The 12,338-nt window shown below is 68.7% G+C and carries 11 protein-coding genes; 4 read left to right on the top strand and 7 right to left on the bottom strand.

Features of this window, described 5'->3' with window-relative positions; all coding sequences use genetic code 11:
• Nucleotides 1-114 precede the first annotated feature (114 nt).
• On the top strand, nucleotides 115-801 hold the full coding sequence (gene tsaB / locus R5W23_RS19385) for a tRNA (adenosine(37)-N6)-threonylcarbamoyltransferase complex dimerization subunit type 1 TsaB (protein WP_320687705.1): 687 nt from the start codon (nucleotides 115-117) through the stop codon (nucleotides 799-801).
• A 36-nt stretch (nucleotides 802-837) separates the two neighbouring features.
• Here the strand turns inward: tsaB and R5W23_RS19380 are convergent, their stop codons facing one another.
• On the bottom strand, nucleotides 838-1,272 hold the full coding sequence (locus R5W23_RS19380; RefSeq protein ID WP_261186351.1) for a hypothetical protein: 435 nt from the start codon (nucleotides 1,270-1,272) through the stop codon (nucleotides 838-840).
• 262 nt (nucleotides 1,273-1,534) lie between these two features.
• Nucleotides 1,535-1,708, bottom strand: coding sequence for a hypothetical protein (locus R5W23_RS19375; RefSeq protein ID WP_261186352.1), 174 nt, complete (start codon nucleotides 1,706-1,708; stop codon nucleotides 1,535-1,537).
• Nucleotides 1,709-1,985: 277 nt separating this feature from the next.
• Here R5W23_RS19375 and R5W23_RS19370 point away from each other — a divergent pair, with 277 nt between their 5' ends.
• Both R5W23_RS19370 and R5W23_RS19365 read left to right on the top strand, forming a co-directional pair.
• The gene (locus R5W23_RS19370; protein WP_320687704.1) at nucleotides 1,986-3,227 is read left to right on the top strand and encodes a molybdopterin molybdotransferase MoeA; all 1,242 of its coding nucleotides are present in this window, start codon (nucleotides 1,986-1,988) and stop codon (nucleotides 3,225-3,227) included.
• 687 nt (nucleotides 3,228-3,914) lie between these two features.
• Entirely contained in the window at nucleotides 3,915-5,942 is a 2,028-nt protein-coding gene (locus R5W23_RS19365) for an FG-GAP-like repeat-containing protein (protein ID WP_320687703.1), read from the top strand.
• A gap of 40 nt (nucleotides 5,943-5,982) precedes the next feature.
• Here the strand turns inward: R5W23_RS19365 and R5W23_RS19360 are convergent, their stop codons facing one another.
• The 5 genes from R5W23_RS19360 to R5W23_RS19340 form a co-directional block, all read right to left on the bottom strand.
• Nucleotides 5,983-6,810 carry a hypothetical protein gene (locus R5W23_RS19360; RefSeq protein ID WP_320687702.1) on the bottom strand — a complete coding sequence of 276 codons (828 nt, stop codon included), beginning with the start codon at nucleotides 6,808-6,810 and terminating at the stop codon, nucleotides 5,983-5,985.
• Nucleotides 6,811-6,878: 68 nt separating this feature from the next.
• Nucleotides 6,879-7,229 (bottom strand): hypothetical protein, encoded by a 351-nt coding sequence (locus R5W23_RS19355; protein WP_320687701.1) that lies wholly within the window; start codon nucleotides 7,227-7,229, stop codon nucleotides 6,879-6,881.
• Nucleotides 7,230-7,350: 121 nt separating this feature from the next.
• Nucleotides 7,351-8,748 carry a DUF1501 domain-containing protein gene (locus R5W23_RS19350; RefSeq protein WP_320687700.1) on the bottom strand — a complete coding sequence of 466 codons (1,398 nt, stop codon included), beginning with the start codon at nucleotides 8,746-8,748 and terminating at the stop codon, nucleotides 7,351-7,353.
• The gene (locus tag R5W23_RS19345) at nucleotides 8,741-9,268 is read right to left on the bottom strand and encodes a hypothetical protein (protein WP_320687699.1); all 528 of its coding nucleotides are present in this window, start codon (nucleotides 9,266-9,268) and stop codon (nucleotides 8,741-8,743) included. Before R5W23_RS19345 ends, R5W23_RS19350 begins: the two co-directional genes overlap by 8 nt.
• 73 nt (nucleotides 9,269-9,341) lie before the next feature.
• Nucleotides 9,342-11,627 carry a PSD1 and planctomycete cytochrome C domain-containing protein gene (locus R5W23_RS19340; RefSeq protein WP_320687698.1) on the bottom strand — a complete coding sequence of 762 codons (2,286 nt, stop codon included), beginning with the start codon at nucleotides 11,625-11,627 and terminating at the stop codon, nucleotides 9,342-9,344.
• A gap of 154 nt (nucleotides 11,628-11,781) precedes the next feature.
• Between R5W23_RS19340 and R5W23_RS19335 the strand changes: the two genes are divergently transcribed.
• Entirely contained in the window at nucleotides 11,782-12,264 is a 483-nt protein-coding gene (locus R5W23_RS19335; protein ID WP_320687697.1) for a GNAT family N-acetyltransferase, read from the top strand.
• Nucleotides 12,265-12,338: the final 74 nt, after the last annotated feature.

The raw sequence follows: 12,338 nt of genomic DNA, 5'->3' as shown, positions 1-12,338 counted from the left end.
GCCTTCCGTGCCGGGCTCTTAGAATGCTCTTACATTCTGCGGATGCGATCGTACCGCGGACAGCACCCGCCGGCGCGGTCGGTTGCGCCCGCCCGGCACACGCGGCAGACACGAATGACTCAGAACTGGCTGATCCTGGAAACCTCCGGCCGGGTCGCTCGCGTCGGACTGGCCCGCGCCGGCGCCATTGTGGGGCGCGCCGAACTCGATTCTTCACGCCGCCACGCCCGCGAGATGATGCCCACGGCCAGCGCCCTCTTGAAAGCCGAATCGCTCGCGCCGCAGGACCTCGCCGGCGTGATGGCGAGCACCGGGCCGGGCAGTTACACGGGCCTCCGCGTCGGCCTCGTGACCGCCAAAGCACTGGCTTACGCCCTGGGCTGCGAACTTCGGGCCGTCGGGGCGTTTTGGGCCGTCGCGCATCAGGCGCCCGCCGACGCTCAGCACGTGTGGGTCATTTCGGACGCGCTACAGGGACAGGTGTACGCCCAGCGGTTCGCGCGGCAGCGCGACGGCTGGCTTCCGAGTAACGATCTGCGAATCACCTCTGCCAAAATTTTTGCGGCGACAATCACCGCAGAAGACTGGCTCAGCGGTCCCGGGCTCGGGGTTTACGCTTCCCAGCTCCCCGCCACCAACCCGCGGGTCAACGAGGCCGACCGGGAGCCGCGCGTCGAGAGCATTTTTGCGGTGGGGAGCCGGCTCATGCGACCGCTCACCCGTGAAGAAGTGTTCGCACTGGAGCCGCTGTACCTGCGTGGCAGTTCCGCTGAGGAAAAAGCGAACGAGCCGCGCGGGTGACCGGACTCACCCGCGCGGCTCGTTCGTGCTCCGCGGTCACTGCTTCGGCAGCGGCATCGGGTTCGGAAGCAGGTTCCCCGGCGTCACGGTCGTACCGGGGGTGAGGGGTTGCGGCGATCCGATCGAGGGCGACCCCTGCGACGAAACCACAATCGGCGGGTAGCCGGTCACGTCGATCGGGCCGCCCGAGAGCCCGACCGGGATGCCCGGTGCGCCTCCCGCACAGCCGTGGCACGGCGGCGCGATGGGGCCGACAACGGGACCGCCGACCACCGGACCGCCCACGACCACGCCGCCCGGCTCGCCCAGGATCGCCCGGCGCGTCTGGATCGGGTGGAGCAGGGGGTGTACGCCAGGGCCGCACGACAGACACGGGTGGTTGGCCCGGAACCGGGCGACCGGGTAGCACCCGGTTACCAGCAGTTGCGAAACCGCGGCCACAAGGCCGAGGCACAGAAGGCGCTTCTTCATTGTGGTGGACTCCTTTACGCGGCAAATCGCGGCGTCCCGCTGCCGACGCATGAATCATGCGCGGGGGGCGGAGTCGAGCAACTTCGACAGAACGAATTCAGCCGGAGTTTGGGAGAATTCGAGAGTGCTGGCGCGACGGGGAAAACCAACCCGGTTGGCGAAACGGGTCCGATCGTGACGAACGTGCGGGCTCGCACCCCTGTACCCGCTGCCGCTTGTGCGGCGTGCGCGGGTTCGCAGGTTCGGCTCAAGGCATTTGCGGTTACGGCGCGGCACTCGGGACGAACCCCGCGGGCAACGTGCCGCGGTCCGGGCAGCACGGCGGCGGAGCGAAACTGCCCGAAGACGAGTTGCAGTTCCGCCGGCACCCGCACCCCGACAGGGGCAGGAGGAGCGAGAACGCGAGCACGGACAAAAGCAAGCGGCGAGTCGTCACGGGAGTCGCTCCATCTACGGTGTTGGCGTCGTCCATGTCGCGGCGGTTCGGTTCGTCCGGATTTCAATCTCGGATGGCCGCGCACCGGGCACGACCGGTACCAATGACATCCAAATGTAGGGCCGTCTTGCGGGCTCACAACTTGCGACTTGAGCGAAACTCGTGAGAATCCGTTCCCAGACGAATGATTCTGCGGGTTGTGCCGAACAGGCACGTTTGTGAATTGCGGGGAACACGATCGGTTACACCGGTCGCACCAGCTCCGGGGCCGATTTTGATGAGCGAATCCGACAAATTGCCCTTCTACGACGTGCGAATGAAGGGCTTCCGCGAGCGTCCGAGCGTGGGAGCCGTTCTCGAACTCCTCGATTCACGCCTCCGGGCACTACCGCCGGAACCGGTCCCGCTCCTCGAAACGGTAGGCCGGGTGCTCGCCGAGCCGGTCGTTTCTCCCGTCGATGTTCCGTCGTTTCGCAAGTCCGCGATGGACGGCTTCGCCGTTCGTGCCGCCGACACGCAGGCGCCAGCCCCCTTGGTGGTGACCGGCGAAGCGTTCCCGGCCCGCCCGTTCACGGGAACGGTTGGGCCAGGCGAGGCGGTGCGGATCACGACCGGCGCTCCCGTGCCGGACGGGGCCGACGCCGTCCTGATGGCCGAGTTCGCGCACGTGCAACCGGACGGACGGGTGGTCGCGCGTGCGCCCCTCACGGCCGGGAAGAACGTTGTTGCAGTCGGCGAGGACGTGGCGCGAGGTCGTGAAGTGCTCCCCACCGGTCGCGTCCTGCGCCCCCAAGATGTCGCCCTGGCTGCCGCCCTGGGGGTGAACGTGCTGCCCGTGCGCCGCCGGCCGCGGGTCGCGGTCCTGGTGACCGGGAACGAACTGCTCCCGCCCGGGTCGCTCCCCGACGGGTTCAAGACCGCAGACAGCAACTCGCCGATGCTCGCGGCGCTCGCGGTTCGTGACGGTGCGAGTGTGCAGCCGGTGCGGTACGTCCCCGACGACTTCGGCATCACGTGCGACGCCGTGCGCGCCGCCGCGGCAGAGGCGGACGTGGTTCTCATCTCGGGCGGCACGTCGGTCGGGGTCGAAGACCACGTCCCGCGAGCGGTGGCGGAACTCGGCGAGTTGGCGGTTCACGGTGTCGCGCTGCGCCCCGCCGGGCCGACCGGGATCGGGTTCGTCGCGCGCGCCATCGTGTTCCTGCTACCCGGTAACCCGGCATCGTGCTTGTGCGCGTACGACCTGTTTGCGGGGCGTGCGATTCGACAGCTCGGCGGGCGCCCGTGGGATTTGCCTTACAAAAGCGAAGAAGTCAGACTGACGGAACAGATATCGTCCGCGCTCGGCCGCACCGACTTCGTTCGCGTGGCGCGCGCGGGCGGCGGTGTCGCGCCGGTCGCCGGCGGCGCGGCCAGCCTGAGTGCGTCGGTCCGAGCGGACGGGTTCATCCTGGTGCCGCCCGAGCGCGGGGCGTTATTTCCGGACGAACCGGTAACGGTGTGGCTGTACGACGCCTAAAAGCCCCGCGACCGCAGAAAAATCTCAATAAACGCGCATAAGAACTATATCGCCGCACCCCGTCTTGTTTCTGCGCCGCGCCGGTCGGCGGCCGCCCTTTCGCTTTCCGCTTTCGCAGACCGACTTTACGGCGTTAGAGCGGGCTCTCGCCTGTCAGGTTGTTCGACAGTAAAGTCCCGTGTACAGATCCGGAAGCGCGTGTAACGCCGCGCAGCAGGGGGGCAACGTGTTCCCGCCGCTTTACAGACTCCGTGCTGCGAACTGAAAACGGGGTGCGTTCGGCCCCGACCTTTTGATGCGCCCGGCATAACGGGCAAAAACCTGTAAATCGCAGCGAACCGGCCGTTTGACCCGTCGCGAAACGGTGTCCTAGGAAGTGGTACCTGAAACGCTCGCCTCGCTCCGGCCCTGCCCGGTCGGCGACGAGCGGGTGCCCGCGGGGGCACCGACCGAGCGCGACGTGTCCGGCCTCGCGGCGGACACGACGAGATCGCGAGGTCCATTCCCGAACCGATCCGCCGTGCCGACTCGCACTCGGCGCGCGGACGGTTCCGCCCGGCGAGTGTCGCACGGGCGCACGATTACCCGACACTCACAGACCACCCGTGGCCGCCGGTCGGACCGGTGCGGGCGCGCACGCGCCTTCGCACCGCCGTCCCGCGCCCCGCCACGGACCGAGGCACCTGCATGTTCATTCGGAACTGGCCGACCGGAAGCACGAGCACGATCACGACCGCCCTCCGGCTCGAACAGCTCGAAACGCGCGAGGTGCCCGCGATCGCTTTCCAGATCGACTACTCGCGCGACGCCGGCGGGCTGTTCAACAACCCGGAAGCCCGGGCCACGCTGGAGCGGGCCGCCAGCGACCTGGGCGGCCTGCTCAACGCCAACCTCGCGGCCATCTCCCCGGGCGCCGGGGGCACCTGGACCGCCTCCTTCACCGACCCCGCGACCGGCGGCCGGCTGACCGTCCCGAACCTGTCCGTCGGCGCCAACACGCTCGTCATCTTCGCCGGGTCGCGCGACCTGCCCGGCACAACGGCGGGTTACGGCGGGTACGGCGGGAGCAGCATCTCCGGCTCCCAGGCGTGGATCAACTCCGTGCAGACCCGCGGGCACTCCGGGTTCGCCCCGTGGGGCGGCAGCGTCACGATCGACACCACCCAGAACTGGCACTTCGGGGTGACCACCGACGGCCTGGACCGGACCGAACTGGACTTCTACTCCGTTGCGATCCACGAGCTGGGTCACATTCTCGGAATCGGCACCGCCCCCCAGTGGACGAGCCTGGTCCGCAACGGCGCGTTCACCGGCGCCAACGCGACCGCGGTGTACGGCGGGCCGGTGCCTGTGGACGGTGCCGGCGCGCACTGGGCCGACGGCGTGATCGTCGGGGGCCAGCCGGCGAGCCTGGACCCGAGCACCACGATCGGCTCCCGCATCCTCTGGTCGGCCCTGGACTCGGCCGCTCTCCGCGACCTCGGGTGGGGCACCGCCGCGCCCGCGAGCCCGGCGCCGGCACCGGTCACGTTCGCCCCTCCGGTCGAGGGGCAGCACCCGGTCGCGTTCACCGGCAACACCGACGGCACCGTGTCGCTATTCATCGTCTCGGGCGACACCCTGAGCGACACCGGGCGCCGGCTCACACCGTTCGCGGGCTACCGCGGGGCGCTGCGGGTGGCGAGCGGGGACTTCAACGGCGACGGGGTCACCGACTACGCGTTCACCACCGGGGCCGGGCCGCAGGCCGTCGTTCAGATCATGGACGGGCGCGACGGCTCGATCATGGTGGGGCAGACGGTCATCTTCCAGGGGTTCATGGGCGGGCTGTTCCTGGCGGCGGCAGACATCGACCACGACGGCAAGGCGGAGCTGGCCGTGTCGGCCGATGCCGGGGCCGGGCCGCACATCCAAACGTTCCGGGTGGTCGGCGGAACGTTGCAGCTCCAATCGAGCTTCTTCGCGTTCGACAACCCGGCGTTCCGGGGCGGGGCGCGGGTCGCGGCCGGCGACATCAACCGCGACGGGTTCGCGGATCTGGTGGTGACGACGGGCGGCCAGGCGGAAGGGCGGGTGGCGGTGTACAGCGGTGCGGACCTGCGGAACGGGGTGGCGACCCGGCTGACGCCGGACTTCATCGCGTTCTCCGGGCTGTGGTCCGGGCTCAACGCGGCGGTCGGGGACATGGACGGCGACGGGTACGCCGAACTGGCGGTCACCCCGGACCGCGGCCCGGCGCACATCAAGGTGTGGTCCGGTGCGACGCTGGCGGCCAACCCGGGCACCCAGGCGAGTTCGCTGCCGCTGCTCGCGAGCTTCTACGCGTTCGCCCCGAGCGACCCGAGCGGGGCGCGGCTGTCGCTCCGCGACACGAACGGGGACGGCCGCGCCGAACTGATCGCGGCGAGCGCGAACCGCGAAAGCTCTTACGCCCGGTCGTTCAGCTTCGAGCAGGCGACCGCCGGGGGCGGGAACGCGCCGTCCACGGCCCCGTTCGGCACGCCGATCACCTACGACGGGCTGTACGCCGGGGTTCAAGTCGCGTCGAACAAGCCCCCGGCCCCGGCGGCCGACCCGGCGGCCCTGCCCGGCGACGCGGTGTACACGGTCACCACCGCCCCCATGCCGAACAAGTGCGGGTGCGGCGGCTGCACGGCACTCGCGCAACTCGCCGGGAACGCAGACGCGCTGGTTCCAACGATCCCGGTCGTGTAATAGTGGCGGCCCCCGCTTGGGTCCGGAAACGGGCGCGGCATCAAGGAAGCGGAACGTCCTTGAACGTGAACCGCACCTTGTGTTCCAGAACAATCCAGTCTTCGACGATGACGCGCCGGGCGGGTGCGTTGAACCAGCCTGACGGGCGCCCGAACCACCCGGAGATGTAACAATCGTCTCCGGATCGTTCAGATCCGCTTCCCGTCCGGGGCAACCGGTTACCCCAGATGTCCTCGATAGTCACTCGCTGGTGCCAGGACCGCCAGTCCGTTTCCCTGATCTCGAGGGGGGGCACCTGAAGGTTGATGGTCGTGTCTCCGGTGAGGCTGAACTTGGCCTGTTGAATTGCCAGCACGTCGTCGCCGACGCGGAACTTTTGCCCCTTAGCGCCCGTTGGAACGACCTCCACCCGCCGCCGCTCCACGACCGCCCGAAGCGGTATGACCCCCGAAACGGTTGCGAGTCGCGTACCCTGCTTCGGCGAGCGCCGCAAAAGTCCATGCACGGACGCCTCGTACTCCGTGCCAGTGATATCCCAACCAAAGTAGAGCGTCCGCCCTTCGTCTGGTGCCTCCCGGAGCTTTCCGCCTCGGTCATCCACGACCTCGGCGAACTGAGCCGGCCCGCCGCCCAGAATGGCGAATCGAGGCTCGGCAAGTACCGACAAGTGAAGCGTCAGCTTGTGATCGTGTCGGCCCGGCGTCCCCTGACTGAAATAGATGTTGCGGTCCTCGTGAATGTTTTCCAGTGTCACCCGAAACGCGCCGTCCCGAACGGTGAACGGTGAACGTGCGGTTCCGGGAACCAGCCGGATATTTTCGCGTGTTGTGACGATGGACCGGTTGGTGCGCTCGGCGATGCGATCCACGGCCTCCCAAAAGGTCCCGTCCGGCACTCCGAACGTGTAAAGCTCCTTCCCGGCCGGCGGGTCCGCAGTCACGACGTAGCCGGTTTGCTGGCGAAGTGAGTCCAGGGCTGCGGCGAGCGTGATCGGCCTCGGATCGAGAGCGACCCGACGGGGGTGAACGCGATCCGGGCCTGGATCGCCGGGAGCAGTGCGAGCGCGCGGCGGCGGATTTCGGGGTCGTCGCTGGTGGTGGCGCGTTGCACCGCGGGCAGCGCGGCGGCCCCCAACGCGCGCAGCGACTCGGACGCCTGCTCGCGGGTCGCGAACTCCGGGGCTCCGAGTTGCCGGGTGAGCTGTTCCGGAGAAGGGGCTTTTAAAAAGGGCTCGGCAGACGGGCCGAAACCGGCGCAAAGAACGAGGGCGATGAGCGAACGGGGCATCCGAATCGTCCCTGGTGTCGGCGGGCTCCCGCCTCCGCAAGCGGGCCATTATACCCCGCAGGGTACACTGGGTACGCTCCGACACCAAGAACAAACAACCGGCGGACTCAACCGGTCGCGTTCACTTCATGATGTCCTTGACCACCACGCCGTGGACGTCGGTGAGCCGGAAGTCGCGCCCGCTGTAGCGGTACGTCAGCTTCTCGTGGTCGATGCCCATCAGGTGCAGGATGGTGGCGTGCAGGTCGTGGACGTGAACCTTCTTGTCCACGGCCGCGAACCCGAACTCGTCGGTCGCGCCGTAGGTCATCCCGCCCTTCACCCCGCCGCCGGCGAGCCACACCGTGAACCCGTGGTTGTTGTGGTCGCGGCCGTTCGCGCCCTCGCTCGTCGGGGTGCGGCCGAACTCGCCGCCCCACAGCACCAGCGTCTCGTCGAGCAACCCCTGCTGCTTCAAATCGCGGAGCAGCGCGGCCACCGCCTTGTCGGAGTCCTTCGCCTTGGTGCGGTGCCCCTTCTCGATGTCCCCGTGGTCGTCCCACGGCTGGCCGGAGCCGTAGAACACCTGTACCATCCGCACCCCGCGCTCCACGAGGCGGCGGGCGGTGAGGCACGCGTCCGCGAAGTACCCCTTCCCGTAGGCCTCGCGCACCTTCACGGGCTCGCGCGACACGTCGAACGCCTCCTGCGCCTCGGTCTGCATCCGGTACGCGATCTCGAGCGACTGGATCCGGGCGTCGAGCTGGTCGTCGCCGCCGCGGGCGTCCCGGTGCAGCCCGTTGAGCCGGTTCAGCAGGTCGAGCTGCTCCCGCTGGGTGCCCGCGCTCACGCTGGTGTTGCGGATGTGGTCGATGACCCGCTTCGGGTCGAGGGACGAGATGTGGCAGCCCTGGAACACGCCGGGCAGGAAGCTGTTGTTCCACAGCGCCGGCCCGACCACCGGCTTGCCGGGGCACAGGACGACGAACCCGGGCAGGTTCTGGTTCTCGGTGCCGAGGCCGTAGGTGAGCCAGGAGCCCATGCTCGGGCGGATGGGCTGCGTGTTCCCGCAGGTCATCAGGAGCAGGCCGGGCTCGTGGTTCGGGATGTTGGTGTGCATCGACCGGATCACGCAGATGTCGTCGATGCACGCCCCGATCTCGGGGAACAGCTCGCTGACCTCGATCCCCGACTGGCCGTACTTCTTGAACGCGAACGGGGACTTGTACAGAGCCCCCGTTTTGCGCTCGGTCGCCTTCCCGGCGGCGCCGGGCGCCTTCCCGTGCTGCTTCGTCAGCTCGGGCTTCGGGTCGAACGTGTCCACCTGCGACGGGCCGCCGTTCATGAACAGGTGGATGACGCGCTTCGCCCTCGCGGGGAAGTGCGCCACCTTGGGCGCCAGCGGGTTCGCGCTCGCGCCGGCCGCGCGGGCCTCCGCGCCCCGGGCCTCGTCGGCCAGGAGGCCGGCGAGCCCGAGCATCCCGAGACCGGTGCCGCTGCTCTTGAGCATGTCGCGGCGCGAGATCCCACCGTTAAGCATCGTCGGCACCCTCGGGGTTGTCTTCGTTGATCTCGTACAGGAAGACCTCGGACTCGGCGAGCGCCTTGTCGTAGTACTCGACGTAATCGCCTTCCACGTCCTCGCGCTTGACCGGGGCGTGCTCGATCACCTCGGAGATGAACCAGCCGTGCTCGGCGATGTTCCCGGAGGTGATGTGGAGCGCGTTGTTCTGCGTCTGGTCCTTGATCCAGCAGTGGACGGTGGCGGTGCTGCCGTCCGGGTCGTCGCTGTTGGGGGCGGGCACCGTGTTCTCGTCGCCCTCGCCGCTGAAGTCGAGCCGCTCGGCCGTCACCTGGAGGTACTGCATCGGGATGCGGACCCAGTCGTTCTCGACCGGGTCGTCCCCGCCGGCCCGCGCGGCCGCCTCGAAGATGCGGCCCGCGAGCTCGTGCGCTTCCGGGGCGGTCAGGGCGGTGCCGCCGTCGGGGGCTTTCAGTTTGACCTTGTCGCCGTCGTGCGAAACTTCGATGTCGGCCCGCTGGTTCGGCTGGCTGCTCATTCCGTCACCCGCTTGAGTTGCGTCCGTACTCGCGGGGCGGTGGGCGGTGCCCACCCGACGACCCCCGCAGCTCTCAGTCTACGTACAGCAGCTCGTTACTGGCGAGAAGAACCTGGGCGTATTGCTGCCACCGGGTGAGCTTGTCGCCGGCCTGGAGCGGCAGCGCCAGGAACCGCAGCGCGAGGTCCCGCTCCGACTTCTCGGGCGCCCGGCCGAACGCGAGCCGATACGCCACGGCCACCCGCTCCTCGTCGGTGGAAGCGGCCGCATCCACCCGCTTCGCGAACGCCTGGGCCTGCGCCACCATGAACGCGCTGTTCAGGGCAAACAACTGCTGCTGGGGGACGGTGGTGACGGTGCGCTTGTCCGCGGTCACGTTCGCGTCCGGGAAGTCGAACAGCCGCAGGAGCCCGTCCAGCTCGTGCCGGCTCACCTTCGCGTACACGGTCCGGCGGCGGGCGGCCGGGTCGCGCAGGTCGAAGGCGGGGCCGCCAAGCTGCGGGTCGAGGTTCCCGCTGACGGCCAGCAGCGTGTCGCGCCAGTCCTCGATCTCCAGCCGCTTGCGTGCGCCGCGCCACAGGTACACGTTCGCGGCGTCCACCTTGTCGTTGGCCGCGTCGGACCGGCTCTCCAGTTGGTAGGCGGCCGCGGTCATGATCTGCCGGTGCAGCCACTTCACCGACCAGCCGTTCTTCACGAAGTTGACGGCGAGCCAGTCCAGCAGCTCGGGGTGACTCGGCTTGTCGCCCAGGGCGCCGAAGTTCGAGGGGGTGCCGACCAGCCCGCGGCCGAAGTGCCACGCCCACACGCGGTTCACGAACACCCGGGCCGTGAGCGGGTTGTCCTTCGAGCCGATCGCGTTCGCGAGGTCGAGGCGCGAGTACCCGCCGCCCGCCGCGACCGGCGACGGCAGCACCTGGAGAAACCCCTTCGGCGCGTCCTCGCCCTTCGTCGCGGGGTTGCCGCGGACGTACACCTTCATCCCGGCCCCGTTCCCGCTGATGACGTGCGCAACGGGCGGGGCCGCCGGCATCGCCTTTTTAATCTGCGCCAGATCGTCGGTCGCGCCCTTGTACGCGAGCAGCTTCGCGAGCTGCGTGACCAGCGGGTCCTTTTTGGCTTTCAGCTCGCTCTGGAGCTTCTTGGCCCGGTCCTCGGCCTTCTTGAGGCTCGCCTGCGCGGTCTGGTACGCCTTCACCTCGGCCGGCGCGCCGAGCGGCGCGTCGGACATGTCGGTCCCCATGTAGATGCCCGCGAGGGAGTAATAGTCTCTCGTCGGGATGGGGTCGAACTTGTGGTCGTGGCACCGGGCGCAGGCGACGGTCAGCCCCAGGAACCCGCGCGTCACGGTGTCCACGCGGTCGTCCAGTTCTTCGGCGATCGCCTGCGCCGCCGCGGTGTTCTTGTAGTACTCGGCGCCCAGCCCGAGGAAGCCCAGCCCCGCGAACTTGACGAACGGGTCGCTCGGCGCGTCCGGGAGCATGTCGCCGGCGATCTGGAGCTTCACGAACCGGTCGTAAGGCATGTCGGCGTTGAACGCGGCGACGACCCAGTCGCGATAGCGCCACGCCTGGTTTCTGGGCTTCACGGCGAACGTGTGCGCCTGGTCCTCGGCGTACCGAGCCACGTCGAGCCAGTGCCGCCCCCACTTCTCGCCGTACTGGGGCGACGCGAGCAGCCGGTCAACGACCTTCTCGAACGCGTCCGGCGCCTCATCGGCCAGAAATGCGTCCACCGCCTCCGGTGCGGGCGGCAGGCCGGTGAGGTTGTAAGAGGCGCGGCGGATGAGGGTCCGTTTGTCGGCCCGCGCGACGGGCGTCAGCCCCTTTTCCGCGAGCTTGGCCGCGACGAACGCATCGATCGGATGCGCGGGGCCGGCCGGAACGGGGGACGCCTTCGGTGCCTGGAACGACCAGAACTGTTTGCCCTTCTCGATGTCAATACCGGCGACCTTCGCGGTTTCGCCGGTGCGCGGGTCAACCGCCCCGTCGGCGATCCACTGTTCAAAGTCCTTGATGACCGCGTCGGGCAGTTTGCCCTTCGGCGGCATTTGGAGGTCGCCGTCGTACTTGAGCGACTTGAGCAGCGTGCCGGCCTCGGGCTTCCCCGGGACGAGCGCCGCCCCGGTGTCGCCGCCCGCGAGCAGCGCGGCCTTCGTGTCGAGCTTCAGGCCGGCCTTGAGCTTCTTGTCCTTCTCGGCGGTCTCGGAGTGGCACTTGTAGCACTGCTCGACCAGCACCGGCCGGATTTTCGTTTCGAAGAATTCGACCTTCTTCGCGTCGGCCGGCGCGGGATCGGACGCCCGGACCGACGACGACGGCGCGGCGAAAAGCGCGACAACGAGTGCGAATCGCAGCATAGGTTTCAGCTCGGCAGGAGCCCGAACGTCGTATTCGGGTCGGTGGCGGGAGAACCGTCCGGTCGCAAACAGGCGGGAGAGGCAAGAGCCCATAATTATATTATCAGCGTCGAACGGGCGGAGCAAACGGGAAATCCGGCACGGCGAAAAGCGCATGATCCTACGCGAAGCTCGGGAGACCGATTGGCCCGCCGTGTGGCAACTGTTCCAAAGCGTCGCGTCCGGCGGGGACGTGTTCGCGTACGACGAATCGACGCCCGAAGCCGTCGCCCGGAAGCTGTGGTTCGACCCGCCGGCCGTTTGCGTTGTGTGTGAGGAGGAGAGCGACTTCGCCGGAACGTACTACGTTCGCCCGAACCACCCGGGCCGCGGCAGTCGCGTGGCAAACGCGGGGTACATGGTCGCGCCCGAGTTCCGCGGGCGCGGGCTGGCGGTCGCGATGTGCGAGCATTCACTGGAGACGGCCCGGCACCTCGGCTTCGCCGCCATGCAGTTCAACTTTGTGGTGAGCACGAACGCAACCGCCGTGCGGGCCTGGGAGCGGTGCGGGTTTACGACGGTCGGGCGCCTGCCGCTCGCGTTCGAGCACAAAAAATTGGGATTCGTTGACGCGCTGGTGATGTTCCGCGCGTTGTAAAAATGCCGTCGCCCGGCGGCTGCCTGGTCGCAGCCGCCGGGCGACGATACGCGCGGCAAGAGCGGACGGCGCGG

It is taken from the genome of Gemmata algarum (genome assembly GCF_034097035.1).
In the GTDB taxonomy this organism is placed as follows: domain Bacteria; phylum Planctomycetota; class Planctomycetia; order Gemmatales; family Gemmataceae; genus Gemmata; species Gemmata algarum.
The sequence above is the reverse complement of the archived record's forward strand: the minus strand, read 5'-3'. Positions and strand labels throughout refer to the sequence as shown.